The sequence below is a fragment of the Collinsella aerofaciens genome, from assembly GCF_039752955.1.
In the GTDB taxonomy this organism is placed as follows: domain Bacteria; phylum Actinomycetota; class Coriobacteriia; order Coriobacteriales; family Coriobacteriaceae; genus Collinsella; species Collinsella aerofaciens_BI.
Genome location: NZ_JBDMHB010000026.1, coordinates 1 through 15,293 on the forward strand (window position 1 = coordinate 1; position 15,293 = coordinate 15,293).

12 protein-coding genes are annotated in these 15,293 nt (G+C 58.1%); all 12 read left to right on the forward strand.

Annotated features, from left to right (window positions below):
• A partial coding sequence (locus ABHR75_RS06760) for an ATP-binding protein (protein ID WP_346963937.1) occupies positions 1-189 on the forward strand: 189 nt, incomplete at its 5' end.
• Between the two features lie 195 nt (positions 190-384).
• The gene (locus ABHR75_RS06765) at positions 385-1,041 is read left to right on the forward strand and encodes a YveK family protein (RefSeq protein ID WP_022094058.1); all 657 of its coding nucleotides are present in this window, start codon (positions 385-387) and stop codon (positions 1,039-1,041) included.
• Positions 1,042-1,043: 2 nt separating this feature from the next.
• Positions 1,044-1,781, forward strand: coding sequence for a CpsD/CapB family tyrosine-protein kinase (locus tag ABHR75_RS06770; protein WP_055309657.1), 738 nt, complete (start codon positions 1,044-1,046; stop codon positions 1,779-1,781).
• A gap of 17 nt (positions 1,782-1,798) precedes the next feature.
• The gene (locus ABHR75_RS06775) at positions 1,799-2,449 is read left to right on the forward strand and encodes a tyrosine-protein phosphatase (RefSeq protein WP_022094060.1); all 651 of its coding nucleotides are present in this window, start codon (positions 1,799-1,801) and stop codon (positions 2,447-2,449) included.
• 39 nt (positions 2,450-2,488) lie between these two features.
• Entirely contained in the window at positions 2,489-2,989 is a 501-nt protein-coding gene (locus tag ABHR75_RS06780) for a GNAT family N-acetyltransferase (RefSeq protein ID WP_138114010.1), read from the forward strand.
• A 202-nt stretch (positions 2,990-3,191) separates the two neighbouring features.
• On the forward strand, positions 3,192-5,216 hold the full coding sequence (htpG, locus tag ABHR75_RS06785; RefSeq protein ID WP_138374565.1) for a molecular chaperone HtpG: 2,025 nt from the start codon (positions 3,192-3,194) through the stop codon (positions 5,214-5,216).
• A gap of 326 nt (positions 5,217-5,542) precedes the next feature.
• Complete coding sequence (locus tag ABHR75_RS06790) at positions 5,543-8,308, forward strand: YhgE/Pip family protein (protein ID WP_346963938.1); 2,766 nt, start codon at positions 5,543-5,545, stop codon at positions 8,306-8,308.
• Complete coding sequence (locus ABHR75_RS06795; RefSeq protein WP_346963939.1) at positions 8,309-10,498, forward strand: YhgE/Pip family protein; 2,190 nt, start codon at positions 8,309-8,311, stop codon at positions 10,496-10,498.
• A 200-nt stretch (positions 10,499-10,698) separates the two neighbouring features.
• On the forward strand, positions 10,699-11,682 hold the full coding sequence (locus tag ABHR75_RS06800; protein WP_346963940.1) for a DMT family transporter: 984 nt from the start codon (positions 10,699-10,701) through the stop codon (positions 11,680-11,682).
• Positions 11,683-11,810: 128 nt separating this feature from the next.
• Complete coding sequence (locus ABHR75_RS06805; protein ID WP_346963941.1) at positions 11,811-13,097, forward strand: M20 family metallopeptidase; 1,287 nt, start codon at positions 11,811-11,813, stop codon at positions 13,095-13,097.
• A 133-nt stretch (positions 13,098-13,230) separates the two neighbouring features.
• Positions 13,231-13,557, forward strand: coding sequence for a hypothetical protein (locus ABHR75_RS06810; protein WP_195543831.1), 327 nt, complete (start codon positions 13,231-13,233; stop codon positions 13,555-13,557).
• A 192-nt stretch (positions 13,558-13,749) separates the two neighbouring features.
• Positions 13,750-15,063, forward strand: a complete 1,314-nt coding sequence (hisS, locus tag ABHR75_RS06815) for a histidine--tRNA ligase (protein ID WP_217107544.1) — start codon at positions 13,750-13,752, stop codon at positions 15,061-15,063.
• Positions 15,064-15,293 lie beyond the last annotated feature (230 nt).

The window sequence follows — 15,293 nt, forward strand, 5'->3', positions numbered from 1 at the left end:
GTATTTGAGCGGTTCTACCGCGTGGACAAGAGTAGGTCCAAGGCACGCGGCGGAACCGGTCTGGGGCTTGCCATTGTCAAGCATGCGGCCCTGTATCATCACGCCACGCTCGATCTGTCGAGCGAGTTGGGCGTGGGAACCACCATTACGGTGACGTTTCCCATACAGCAGGACGAGCCATTCGCATAGCGATATAACATAGATATTGATGCAGACGCCGCATTTGACTTTCGGGTGCGGCGTTGTTGTGCAATTTTACGATTGCTTCCGACATTTTTACAGGAGAGCCTGTTTCTTATGTATAGAGTTTGGTCTCGGTAAAAAGATGCGATAACATACGGACAGTTTTGTCAATCCGAACTGGGGAAATGAAAGGCAAGCTGCATGACCCTTCTCGAACTGTTCCAGCTGCTGAAGAAGCACCTTCAGCTGGTCATCACCCTTCCGGTGGTCTGCGCGATCGCCATGGGCATCGTGTCCTTCGTTGCGATGGACAACACCTATACCGCGACGACGAGCATGTACATTCTCGCCAAGACCGACGATAGCGGTCAGATGAGCTACAACGATCTCTCGGCGAGTCAGATGCTTTCCAACGATATCGCCACGCTGCTGGATAGCGATAGCGTTAAGAGCGGCGCAGCCAATGAACTGGGCCTCACCGATCTGGATGACTACAAGGTGTCTGTTTCCTCCGAGACCACCACGCGTGTCATTACGCTTTCGGTTACCGGCACCGATGCCAAGGAGACGGCTAAGGTCGCAAAGGCCATGGCCAGCTCGGTGAGTACGGTCGCTCAGAACGTCGGCGCTGCCCAGAGCATCAACGTTATCGACGAGGCTAAGACCCCCGAAGCCCCCAGCGGTCCCAAGCGTATGCTGTACGTTGCTGTCGCGTTCCTCGCCGGTATCTTTATCGCAGTCGCCTATGTCGTTTTGGCAGACATGCTCAATACCCGCATCCGCGGTGCCGAAGAGGCAGAAGAGCTCCTGGGCATTCCCGTTGTTGGCCGAATTCCGGCTATGAAAGGTGGTAAATAGGCATGGCTAAGGCAAAGAACACCGATAAGCTCGTTGTACAGAATGCCGCCAAGACCCTTCTGGCCAACATCCGCTTTGCGAGCGTGGACGACCCCATTCGCACTATTACCGTCACGTCCTCGATTCCCAACGAGGGCAAGTCTACGGTTTCCATCAACCTTGCCCAGGCTATCGCCACGAGCGGCAAGTCCGTGCTCCTGGTCGAGGCCGATATGCGCCGCAGGTCCCTTTCCGATATGCTCGGCGTTCGTTCGCGCGGCGGACTCTATGCGGTCCTTTCCGAGCAGATCTCCATTGACCAGGCAATTGTCGAGACGGGTCAGAAGAACTTCTACTTCCTTGATGCCGAGCCGCATATTCCCAATCCTGCCGACATCATTGTCTCTCACCGCTTTGCCAAGTTGGTAAAGGCACTGTCCGCCAAGTTCCAGTACGTCATCTTTGATGCTCCCCCGGTCGGCACCTTCATCGATGCTGCCGAGATTGCCAGCCTGACCGACGGTACGCTGTTCGTGGTGCGCGAGGACTTCACCAAGCGCGAGGAGGCACTCAACGCTATCGGCCAGCTTAAGAAGTCCGAAAAGGTCAAGCTCATCGGTACCGTTATGAACTACTGCGAGACCGAGACCAGCGAGTACTACTACTCCTACTACACCAAGGACGGTAAGAAGGTGAAGAAGGGCTCGGACGATCAGGGGACTTCCAAAAAGGGCATCTTCACCAACCGAGCAAACGTTTAGTTGATTAAGGCTGACCTATGCGTGACATTCATTGCCATATCTTGCCGGGTGTAGACGACGGCGCCGCCGATCTCGATGAGAGCTTGGCGATGCTCGAGGCTGCCAAGCGGGCCGGTGTAACCAGAATCGTTTGCACTCCTCACTGCCGTGATCCCTATTTTGATTACGACAAGATGTGGGATGCCTTTGAACTGCTGCGTGATAACGCTGACGGTTTTCCGCTCCAGATGGGCTTCGAGGTCAACCATCGAAAGCTCGTTGAACTTGGTATCGATGCCGCGGAGCACTTGCATTTCGATGGAACCAACGAGTTTCTGCTCGAGCTTTCGACGCATGCCGATGCGTATGCGTTTAGAGAGTACGAGAACACGATTTACGATTTGCAGTGCCGTGGCTACCAGGTGATCATCGCTCATCCTGAGCGCTATCGTGCGGTTCAAAAGGATGTAAGCGTGGCGGAGCGCCTGGTCGATATGGGCTGCAAGCTGCAGGCTTCGGCGGACTTTATTGCCGGCGGTCGCTTTGGTCGCGAAAAAAAGCCGGCACAGCGCCTGTTCGATCAGAACCTGTACAGCTTCATCGCGAGCGATGCCCATAACGTGGGTCATTACGACTGCCTGGCGAAGGCTCGCGCGAAGTTTAGCGTGCGCGGAGCTCATTTTCGCTAATATCTGTCCCTAACGTTCGCATTGAATGAAAGGGCAGCCATGGATATCCAACTTAAGACGGGATGCTTTGATGACGCGGCGTTGGTGCGCCGCGTCGTTTTTATGGACGAGCAGGGCTACGAGAATGAGTTCGACGCTATCGACGAGGATCAGAACTGCATTCATGTGACGCTCTATGTAGACGGCGAGCTTGCCGGTTGCTCGCGCGTGTTTCCCGAGGAGCTTGAGCGCGTGGCTGACGCAGAGGCCCCGGTGTTGCCGGCATGCGACATGGACGAAGGCGTTGCGGCGGGGGAGGCCTACATTATGGGGCGCGTCGCCGTGCTGCCGGCTATGCGTCGTCGCGGACTGGCGAGTGCGATCGTCGAGGCCAGTGCTTCGTGTGCACGCGATGCCGGCGCTAAGCTTATTAAGCTGCATGCGCAGGAATACGTGTTGCCGCTCTATGCAAAGGCGGGCTACACGCAAATTGCCCCGGTAGATTACGAAGACGAGGGCCAGCCCCATGTCTGGATGGCCAAGCGCGTAGATGGCAGATAGGGACGTTCCTTTTCTGCCGGCAGCTGGGGACACTCCTTGGCAATTGACGCATTGGAGCGCTCGGACATACAGTTTTTCGATTCCGTATGTATATATGCGCGCTATTGGGTTATAAAATCTAAGTCTGAACATAGCAGGTCTGCGATGCGGCTCGGGCAACCGGGCCGTTTTTGCGGACGGGGGTAGCGCGAAAGGACTGCACATGCGTCAATTTAAGACCGAGAGCAAAAAACTGCTCGACCTCATGATCAACTCCATCTACACCAATAAGGAAATCTTCCTGCGCGAGCTTATCTCTAACGCGAGCGACGCCGTCGACAAGCTCAACTTTAAGAGCCTGCAGGATCCGAGCGTCAAGATCAACCAGGGCGACCTGGCCATTCGCGTCTCCTTTGATAAAGACGCCCGCACCATTACCATCTCGGATAACGGCATTGGCATGACCGCCGAGGAGCTCGAGCGCAATCTGGGCACCATCGCCCATTCCGGCTCCGAGGAGTTTAAGACCGAGAACGCCGAGCAGCAGGGCTCCGATGTCGACATCATCGGCCAGTTTGGCGTGGGCTTCTACTCGGCTTTTATGGTCGCCAGCCATGTGAAGGTCGTCAGCCGCGCCTACGGCGAGGATGTCGCCCATGTGTGGGAATCCGACGGTCTTGAGGGCTACACCATCGAGGACGGCGAGCGTGCCGAGCACGGTACCGATGTCATCCTGACGCTGCGCGAGAACGAGAAGCTCGATGCCGACGGCGAGGCCGAGACCTACGATCGCTTCCTGACCGAGTGGGGCCTCAAGAGCCTAATTCAGCAGTACAGTAACTATGTGCGTTACCCGATCCAGATGATGGTGTCCAAGAGCCGCCAGAAGCCCAAGCCCGAGGATGCTGGCGATGACTACACGCCCGAGTACGAGGACTACCAGGAGCTCGAGACCGTCAACTCCATGACGCCGATCTGGAAGAAGCACAGCTCCGATGTCGAGCAGAAGGACTACGACGAGTTCTACAAGTCCACGTTCCACGACTTTGACGATCCTGCGCGCACCATCAGCTTCCATGCCGAGGGCACGCTCGAGTACGATGCCCTGCTGTTTGTGCCGGGCCGCGCGCCGTTCGATCTGTACAGCAAGGATTACGAGAAGGGTCTGGCACTCTACAGCTCCAACGTCCTGATCATGGAGAAGTGCGACGACCTGCTGCCCGACTACTACAACTTTGTCCGCGGCGTCGTGGATTCCGCCGATGTGTCGCTCAACATCTCGCGTGAGACGCTGCAGCAGAACCGTCAGCTCAAGGCCATCGCCAAGCGTGTGGAAAAGAAGATCACCGCCGACCTTGAGGATATGCGTGACAACGACCGCGAGGCCTACGAGAAGTTCTTTGAGAACTTTGGCCGCGGTCTTAAGTACGGCATCTACTCGAGCTATGGCATGAAGGCCGATGAGCTCGCCGATCTGTTGCTGTTCTGGTCTGCCAAGGAACAGAAGATGATTACCCTGGCCGAGTATGCCAAGGGCATGCCCGAGGATCAGAAGGCCATCTACTACGCCGCCGGCGACTCGCGTGAGCGCTTGGCCAAGATGCCCGTGGTAAAGGGCGTGCTCGACCGCGGCTATGACGTGCTGCTGCTGACGCAGGACGTGGATGAGTTCACCTTCCAGGCTATGCGTGAGTACGTTGCCGCTGATATGCCCAAGATCTACGAGGACGATGCCGCCCGCGAGGCTGCCGAGAAGGCCGTGGCCGATGGTGCCGAGCCCGAGGTTGAGGATCGTCACCTGGAGCTCAAGAACGTCGCAACCGGTGATCTTGACCTGGCGACCGAGGACGAGAAAAAGGAGGCCGAGGACGCCACCAAGGAGAACGAGGACCTCTTTAACGCCATGAAGGAGGCACTCGGCGACAAGGTCGAGAAGGTTGCCGTCTCTGCGCGCCTGACCGATGCTCCCGCGTGCATCACCACCGAGGGCCCGCTTTCGCTCGAGATGGAGAAGGTGCTCCAGAAGGGTCCCGAGGGCGCGCCCGACGGTATGCCCAAGAGCCAGCGCGTGCTCGAGCTCAACGCCAAGCACCCGGTCTTTTCCAAGCTCGTCGCCGCTCAGAAGGCGGGCGACGCCGACAAGATCAAGCAGTACTCCGGTTTGCTCTATGACCAGGCCCTGCTGGTCGAGGGCATTCTGCCCGAGGACCCCGTTGCCTTCGCAGCAGCTGTTTGCAACTTGATGTAGTTCGGGGATACGGCACCGTAACTAGATTAGAACGAGAGTGGATAATCTCCCACTTTTGGCTCGAATGCGGGCTTGAAGTGAGAGATTTTCCACTCTCGTTTCCTTTTGAATGATCCCTCCGTCCCCAAGGGATCATTTATTTGTGCGGGTTGTGGTTTTGTGACCTGCTGAAATTTAAGATACTGTACAACTGTACGTTAACTCATCTTCGTAGTATATTGCTACCCGCAAAACTCAACACCATTGTGCTTTGAGACGTTAAAGCGCCTACTACAATGGTTGTCGATAGTACGATTCGATTCAACGACAGGATGGATGGTCCAAGCGTGAGTCTCGGCAGCAAACTATCCAATGCAAAGGTCTCCTTTGCGATATTTAAGCGCGACATTAAGCGACTGCTTGTGAACCCCGTCGCCTTGGTGGTTACCCTTGGCGTGTGCGTTATTCCCTCGCTGTATGCCTGGTACAACATCGTGGCCAACTGGGATCCGTACGGAAACACCCAGGGCATCAAGATTGCCATCGCCAACAACGATCGGGGCACCCAAAACGACCTGGTGGGCGAGCTCAACGCGGGCGATCAGGTCGTCGATCAGCTCAAGGAGAACGATCAGCTGGGCTGGACCTTCGTCGATTCTGCGGCCGATGCCAAAGAGGGCGTCGAGAGCGGTGAGTACTATGCGGCCATCGTAGTCCCCAAGAACTTCTCGGATAACCTGGTTTCGATGCTCGACGGCAACTACCATCAGCCCAAGCTTACGTACTACGTCAATGAGAAGAAGAGCGCTATTGCGCCCAAGGTTACCGACACCGGTGCAAACACCATCGAGGAGCAGATCAACTCGGAATTTGTCTCCACGGTGGGCGAGACCGTTGCCAGTATTGCCAAGGATGCCGGAGTCGATTTAAAGGACAAGGCAACCCAGACTCAGGATTCGTTGGCCGGTTCGGTATCAGAGGCTTCCGATACGTTGGGCGAAGTGCGTGATTCGATTGGCGACATGAATGCCGCCATCGATAAGACGAGTGGTTCCATTGCCTCGGCAGATGCGGCACTTGCCGGTCTGCAGGGTCAGGCGCCGTCGCTGACGCAGGCGATCTCCCAGGGCAATGACCTGCTGGGCGAGGCTCGCGCCACGGCGGGCAACTCTGTCGCCTCGCTCTCCAAGGCGCTCTCGGAAGGCAGCCTTGCGCTCACCAAGACGTCAGCCTCTGCGAACGCTGCCATCGGCAAGCTGACGGGCACGGTCACATCTACGACCACCCGTATCGACAACTCGCTCGAGTCTCTCCAAGCGACGATCGACCACAATAAGGCCGTTATCGGGCACTTAGAGATTCTCGCCAATGACACGTCGACAGGTTCCGAGGAAATTGACGCGCGCATTGTATCGACCATCGATTTGCTTCGAGAGCAGAATGAAAAGCTTCAGAGCATCAAGGACGGTCTGTCCGCGCAGTCGAGCGCCATGGCGAATGACGCAGCGGCTGTTTCGGGTGCCAGTGACGCTATCAATAACGCAATTCATACCGGTGCGACCAACCTTGGCCAAGCCCAGACGGACTTGGGCCAAAACGCGCTGCCGAAGGCCTCGAGCGCGCTCGACTCTTTTGCTGCCGTTTCGGGCGACCTGACCGGTATCGTCTCGGGTATGACACCTACACTTGCAAATGCGCGCGGCACGTTGGCGCAGCTTAGCGCTACGCTCGGCCAGGCCAAGACCACGCTGTCCCAGACCGATTCCTCGCTTGCCAAGGTCCAGGACAAGCTTGCAACCGCCGCCAATGACATCGCGGCGCTGCAGACCTCCGAGTCCATGGGCGAGCTGGCCGATCTGATGGGCGTCGATGTCAATGACGTGGCAGATTTCATGGCGTCTCCGGTTGAGTTGACGTCCAAGTCAATCTATCCGGTCAAGAGCTTTGGCTCGGGCATCGCTCCCTTCTACACCAATCTGGCGCTTTGGGTGGGCGGCTATGTGCTCATCGCCATTTACAAGCTCGAGGTCGACCGTGAAGGTGTTGGCAGCTTTACGGCGCGCCAAGGCTACTTTGGCCGCTGGTTGCTCATGGTGATCCTGGGCGCGTTGCAGGCCATCATCGTTACGGTAGGCGATCTGGTGATTGGCGTGCAGTGCGTCAGCCCGCTGCTGTTCGTGCTGGGCGGCATCGCCATTTCGTTCACCTACGTCAATATCATCTATGCGCTGTCCACCACGTTTAAGCATATCGGCAAGGCTATCGGCGTCATTCTCGTCATCGTGCAGATCCCGGGTTCGTCGGGCATGTACCCCATCGAGATGATGCCCGGCTTCTTCCAGTGGCTGCACCCGCTGCTGCCCTTTACCTACGGCATCAATCTGCTGCGCGAGACGGTCGGCGGCATGTATTCGTTCAACTACCTGTTTAACCTGTGCATTCTGGGCGTGTTCTTGATCGTGGCGCTCTTTATCGGCCTGCAGCTGCGTCCGCTGCTGCTCAACCTTAACCTGCTCTTTGATAAACAGCTCTCCACGACCGGTATGATGATTTGCGAGTCCAACGACCTGCCGCGCCAGCGCTACTCGCTGCGCACGGCCATGCGCGTCATGCTCGATTCCGATTCGTACCGTCGCGAACTGCTCGATCATGCGGTCGCCTTTGAACATCGCTACCCGTACTACATCAAGGGCGGTTTTGCCGCCGTGGTGGGCGTTCAGGTCCTGCTCTTTGTCCTGTCGACGGTTCTCGATATCGACAATAACGGCAAGATCATCCTGCTTGTCATTTGGATCATCTCGGTTATTGCCATCTGCGGCTGGCTTATCAATATCGAATATATCCGAGCGAGCCTCAATACCCAGATGCGCATCTCGGCGCTTTCGGATGAGGACCTGCGTCGCGAGATGCGCGAACACACGGCCGCCATTCCTGCCGCCCGCCACATGTTTGGCCTCAACGCCAGCGAGCGTGGTGCCAAGGGCGGCGATCAGTCCACGGGCCGCTTGCCGCATATCGGCTCGCACCATAAATCTCAGGGCAGCGACAGCACAGCCACAAATGATGGAGATACCACCGCGCTTGGCAAGCACTCCAAAGGAGGTGAGGCATAAATGAAGAACATCCTGCATCTGTTTAAGCGCGATGTCCAAAACGTGTCTCGCTCCGTGATCGGCTTGGTTGTCGTGATGGGCCTCATTATCGTACCGTGTCTGTACGCGTGGTTTAACATCGCCGGCAGCTGGGATCCGTACGGCAACACCGGCAATCTTAAGATCGCCGTGGTCAACACCGATGAGGGTTACGAGAGCGATTTGATCCCCGTCGAGGTTAACGTGGGCGAAAACGTGACCGCCACCCTACGCGGCAACGAGGGCTTCGATTGGGTTGTGCTCAACAATCGCGAAAAGGCTATCGAGGGCGTTAAGTCGGGCGCGTACTATGCTGCCGTCGTTATCCCCAAAACGTTTAGCGCTGACATGATGACGCTTTTCTCGACCGACGTGAAGCATGCCGATATCGAGTTCTACGAGAATCAGAAGGCCAACGCCATTGCGCAGATCGTGACCGAGAAGGGTTCGAGCGCCGTCCAGAGCCAGGTTAACGAAACTTTTACCGAGACCATTACGAGCATCGGTCTTAAGACGGTGTCCAGCCTGCTCGATTACATGAGCACCGACCAGGTCAGCAACTTTATCGCTAACCTGTCCTCGACGCTCGGCGATTCGATTGAGGACCTGCGAGGCGTTCAGGCAAATGCTTCGTCGCTGGCGGGCATTTTGAGCTCCACGTCCGATTCGCTGACGTCGGCGAGCGGCATGCTCAAGCAGACCGGTGCCGTCGATGAGTCGACAAAGCAGCTCATGGAACATGCCAAAAGCGGTATCGATGATTCCAAAGAAGCGCTTAAGGCGGCAAACGATGCCATCGATGCCGCAATCGATGGAAGTGCTGGTTCGTTCGACAATGTGTCTGCCGAGCTCGCGAAGGCGTTCGACACCGCAAACCAGCATGTCGACCTTACGGTGTCCCAACTCAACGATGCCGCTGCGGCCCTCAATGCGCGCGCCAAGGATATCGATGCGATGGCCGATCAGCTCCGCAGCCTTGCCGACCAGGTGAGCGATGAGAATTTGAAGGACGGCCTCAAGTCCGCCGCGACGTCGCTGGGCAGAATCGCCGTTGAGTACCGCAACAATGCCAAGGATCTGGCGGCTACCGCGAAGTCTCTCTCCGATAGCATGGCCGAGGTCAACAACTCGCGTGCCGAGGTCGATCAGGCCATCGCTGATGCCAAGGCCGGCATCGCGGGTGCCAAATCCGATTACGATTCCACGTTCTCGGTTAAGGCCAAGGAGCTCAAGAAGACGGTTTCGGGCATTCTGGACTCGCTTGATGGCATCTCGGGCGACCTGGATAGCGCCGTAGGCGGCCTGACCGACGCATCCGGTTCGCTGGCAAAGGGCCTCTCCAAGGCTGCAAAGCTGGTCAACAAGGCTTCTAATCAGCTGGGCGAGGCGTCGGACAAGATCAGTGCGTTTAAGGACGAGCTCGACGGCGCCTTGATGTCGGATGACCTCGCCACGATCAAGACGATGATTGGCAACGATCCCGAGGGTCTGGCCGTGTCGCTTTCCGGCCCCGTCGCGCTCGATCGCAAGCCGGTCTATCCGATCCGCAACTACGGCTCGGCCATGGCGCCGTTCTACACGATTCTGTCGCTCTGGGTCGGCTCGATCGTGCTGGCGGCCATGATGAAGGTCTCGGTTGACGATGAGCTCATCAACGAGCTCATCCCCGTGCGCCTGCACGAGATCTATCTGGGTCGTTACCTGTTCTTTGGCGGTTTGGCTCTGCTGCAGGCAACGCTCGTGTGCGCGGGCGACATTCTGTTCTTTGGCATTCAGTGCGACAACCCGCTGCAGTTTGTGCTAGCGGGCTGGGTCGCGAGTCTCGTGTTCTCCAATATCGTCTACACGCTTACGGTTTCGTTTGGCGATATCGGCAAGGCGCTTGCAGTCGTGCTGTTGGTCATGCAGGTCGGCGGTTCGGGCGGCACGTTCCCCATCGAGATGACCGGCCCTGTGTTCCAGGCGATCTATCCGTTCTTGCCGTTCACTCACGGCATCAACGCCATGCATGCCGCCATGGCTGGCGCCTACCATATGGAGTACTGGGTTGAGCTGGGTATTCTGGCGAGCTATCTGATTCCGTCGCTGGCCCTGGGCGTCATCTTCCGCCGCCCGGTCATCAAAGCCAACGACTGGATCATCGAAAAGCTTGAAAGCACGAAACTTATTTAGTGCAACAGCGTGACATCGACGAAACATCGAGGTTTACTCTGCCGACGCTTTAGTGGGCTGGATTGCGTGGGCTGCTTGGTTGTTGCTACAGTAGCGGGGCGTGCCGGGGGTCCGGTGCGCCCCGTTTTTATTTGACCATGAGGCGGCACGCAGCCATACGCGTGCGGACACCACGCCCAGATTGAGTGTGAGGATGTTCCATGGCCCAATACGCTGCCAACGAAATCGAAAACATGCCCGATAGCCCTGTGGCCCGTGAGGATTTGGGCGCGGGCGGTATTCCCAGGGGCGCCGGCGCACGCTCCCCGCTGTTCTGGAAAGTTTTGCTACTTTCGGTGGCGGTCATCTGGGGCTACTCCTTTACCACTATGAAGGACGCACTCGGCACCATTCCGGTGTTCGAGCTGCTCTATGTACGCTTTCTGCCTGCAGCGTTGGTCATGTTTGCCGTCTTCCACAAGCGCATCACTGCACATTTCAACGCTCGCAATCTGATCGTTGGCCTGAGTATGGGCGTGCTCATGTGGGCGGCCTATGCGTTGCAGACGGTCGGTCTGGCATATACTACGGCGGGCAAGAATGCTTTTTTGACGGGCACGTATTGCATCCTCGTGCCGTTCGCGAGCTATTTTCTGAGCGGAGAAAAACTCACCCGCTATAACCTGGGCGCGGCACTGCTGTGCTTGGCGGGCATTGGCTTGGTGGCGCTCGATAGCGTCGAGTTCAACATCGGTGACGTCATTACGCTGGCAGGCGCGGTCTTCTTCGCCATCCAGATGGCGGTGACCGCCAAGTACGGTCGCAAAATGGACATCAACGTCATCACGTTTTGGATGTTTGTGGGCAACGGCGTGCTGAGCCTGGCAACGTCGCTGTTATTCGAGACCCAGGCGCCTCTGTCCGTGTGGACGCCGAACTTTATCGGTGTGATGGCGTTTCTCTCGGTGGGCTGCACATGCGTGGCTCTGCTCATCCAAAACGTCGGCCTGGCGCATGTCCCGGCTTCGACGGGCTCACTGCTCCTTTCGATGGAGTCGCCTTCGGGCGTGTTGTTTTCGGTGCTGCTGATGGGGGAGGCGCTCACCTCGCGCCTGCTCGCCGGCTTCGTGCTTATCTTCCTGTCGATTATCTTGAGTGAGACTCACTTCGATTTTTTGCGCAAAAAGCCGCGCCCGCAATTGTAAACAACTTGTTGCGCCGCCCTCCCGGGGCGGCATTTTTTATGCGTCGCCCTTAAAGTTGTACCTTGCACTTTATGCTATCAAAGTGCTTGCTGCAAAAACGTTACTGGAGGGCATCTATGGCACCAGCTTTGTCCGATTTTCAACCGCAACCAGCGCCCAAGGCTACCGCAGCGGCGCAGGCCGCTATCGGTGACGGTCTTGTTGCAGAAGCTCAGACTTTTGCAGACGAGCTTGCTGTGTGGCGACACGATCTACACCAGATGCCCGAGCTGGGTAACAACCTTCCGCAGACGTCCGCCTTTATCCAGGCGCGTCTGGACGAGATGGATATTCCCTATGCCGTGCTTGTCGACGGCTCCTGTGTCGTTGGCCTTATCGGTGCCGGCGCGGCAGCTGCTGCTCGGGGTAACGGTACGTGCACGGACAAGCAGGCCGGTACGGTCATCATGCTCCGCGGCGACATGGATGCCCTTCCCGTTGCCGAGGAATCCGGCGAGCCCTTTGCATCCACCAATGGCTGCATGCATGCTTGCGGTCACGATATGCACGCGACGGCGCTGCTTGGTGCGGCTCGTATGCTCAAGGCCCGCGAGTCCGAGCTTCTCGACGCCAACGCCACGGTTAAGTTGCTGTTCCAGCCGGGCGAGGAAACCTTTGAGGGTGCCCGTGCTGCCATCGTCGACGGTTTGCTGCAGAGCCCAAGCCCCCAGGCCGCCTTTGCCATGCATGTCAATAGCCAGTCGTCGCTTGGCCTGGTGCTCTACGGCAGCCCGGCGCTCTCGGGCGTGTACGGTTTTCGCGTTACGCTTCAGGGCAAGGGCGGCCATGGCTCGAGCCCCGAGATCTGCATCGACCCCATCACGGCCGGCGTCCATGTGCATCTGGCGCTTCAGGAGCTTATCGCTCGCGAAGTGCCGGCGGCCAAGGAGGTCGCACTGACCGTGGGTAAGTTTGCCGGTGGTCAAGCGGCCAACGTCATCCCCGACACTTGTGTGCTCGAAGGCACGCTGCGCGGCTTTGACGTTGAGCTCATGGAGCACCTCAAGGAGCGTATCGCCGAGGTCGTCAACGGCGTGGCCGCAACGTATCGCACTTCGGCCACCATCGAGACGCTCTCGGATGTTCCCCCGCTCGTGCTCGATGACGACGTGACCCAGGCTTCGCTTGGCTACGTGGGTGCGACGCTGCCCAAGGCCGCCTTCTTGCCGCTGTTCCATGCCATGGCGAGCGAGGACTTTGCGCTTATCTCGAGTGAGATACCGAGCGCATACTTTACGATCGGCGCGGCTGTGACCGATACGGACGAACACTTTGCCCAGCATCATCCCAAGGCGCGCTTTAGCGATGCCGAGCTGCCACTTGGTGCCGCGGCTTACACGGCGGTCGCTTTGGGCTATATCGCCGACCACCGGTAGTACCCAACCTTGCCTTTCAAGCCTGCGGGCATGGCCATAAGGCCTATGCCCTTGTCTTTCAAGGCAATCTTGGGCACTACCGGCGCCTGGCTTTGTCATCATGGCCACGTGTTACACGATTTTCGTTAACTGCATGAGCCTGTTTCAGCCGCTCGTCGTCAGCGACCTGGGCATCACGCTTGCGCAGTACAACATCTCCAACGCCATCTCCACCGTGGTGAGCGTTATCGGCTCACTTGTGATCGGTCATGTTGCCGATAAAGTAAGCGGTCGCGTTTTGGGCTCCCTCACTGTAATCGCCACCTCTGCCGTTCTTGCCGGCATGAGCTTTGTCGGTGAGCTATGGCAGGTCTACGTGCTCTTTTCTGTTCGCTCCGTTCTGTCTGTGGCTGCCCTGGAAGCCGAATGGATGCTCGTACCATCATTCGGTTTCCAAGGCGGCCACGGGCCTACGAAATGATCCGTTTTCCTCCGTCCCCAGCAGATCATGTGACCCGAAGGGGACGGAGGAAAAGGGATCACAAATAGCGGCGGCGCGTCTGGCCGAACGAGTCCCCATACCCTCGTTCGGCCAGACGCGCCGCCGCTGTTTGTGTTTGTGCCGTATAATGACCGTTACCTATGACGCGATACAAAAGAAAGGTGTTTGCCCATGCAGGCACAGAAGGCGGAGGGAACCCGCGACCTTATCGGCGCCGAGATGCGCGCCTGGCAAAAGATGCAGCAGATTGCGGCCAGCGTATTCGAGCCGTTTGGCTTTAAGCCCATCGAGACGCCCGCGATCGAGCAGGTTGACGTGTTTGTCCACGGTATCGGCCAGTCGACCGACGTCGTGCGCAAGGAGATGTTCCGCGTGTTTAGCGGCGCCAACCTGGAGCGCGTCTTTACCGAGGGCACCGACACCAAGCTTAAGCCCAAGCAGCGCCTGGCCCTTCGTCCCGAGGGCACGGCCGGTGTGGTGCGCGCCGTCGTGGAGAACAACCTGGTGCCCCAGGGTTCCACGCCGTTTAAGGCTTACTACGCCGAGGCCATGTTCCGCGGCGAGCGTCCCCAGAAGGGCCGCCTGCGCCAGTTCCATCAGGTGGGCATCGAGTGGCTCGGCGCTCCCGATCCGGCGGCAGACGCCGAGTGCATCATCATGCTCATGGAGTTCTACAAGCGTCTGGGCTTCGATCTTTCCAAGCTCCGTCTGCTCATCAACTCGATGGGTGACGCCCAGTGCCGTCCGGCTTATCGCGAGCAGGTTAAGCAGTTCATCCTCGATCACGCCGACGAGATGTGCGATGAGTGCCGCGAGCGCGCCGAGCTCAACCCGCTGCGTGCCTTCGACTGCAAGAACGACCACTGCCGCGAGATCATGGCCGAGGCTCCGCTGATGGGTGACAACCTGTGCGATGAGTGCCGCGAGCACTACGAGCAGGTCAAGCGCTATCTGGATGCCGCCGGTATCGAGTATGTCGAGGATCCCACCTTGGTGCGCGGCCTGGACTACTACACCCGTACTGTCTTTGAGGTCGAGGCCCCTGGCGCCGGCGTCGGCTCCATCGGCGGCGGCGGCCGCTACGATGGCCTGGTCGAGCTCGAGGGTGGCAAGCCCACGGCGGGCGTCGGCTTTGCTGTCGGTTTTGAGCGCGCCCTGCTGGCCCTGCAGGCCTTTGGCAGCGATTTGGGTGCCGATGAGGCCCCGTGCGTCTACGTCGCCAACGCCGGCAAGGAGTTGCGCCAGAACGTCTTCGCCATTACGCAGGAGCTTCGCGCTGCAGGTATCGTGACCGAGGCCGACTACCAGGGCCGTTCGCTCAAGGCTCAGTTTAAGCAGGCCGACAAGGTAGGCGCCAAGCTCATCTTGGTCCTGGGTGGCGACGAGCTTGCCGCCGGCAAGGTCAAAGTGCGCGACATGCAGAGCCATGACGAGGTGCTCGCCGATCTGGACAACGTCGTCGAGGCGGTTCGCGAGCGCCTGTAGCGCATCTTTTTGAGCTTCGGGCCTGCTAACGTGCCCTGCTCATGGAGAGCGATTGTTACGGGGGTGTTTCGCTTTTATGCGGAATGCCCCCGTTTACGTATGCCGCCCACCGAGAAATACGACCATTTAGGGCAAAAACCTTTGCAATGCAGAAAATACTTTTGTGTGGTAAAGCGCAATCAGTGTCGAAAGTATTTCTCAAGCGCCTATAATGAATACCGCATGTTACG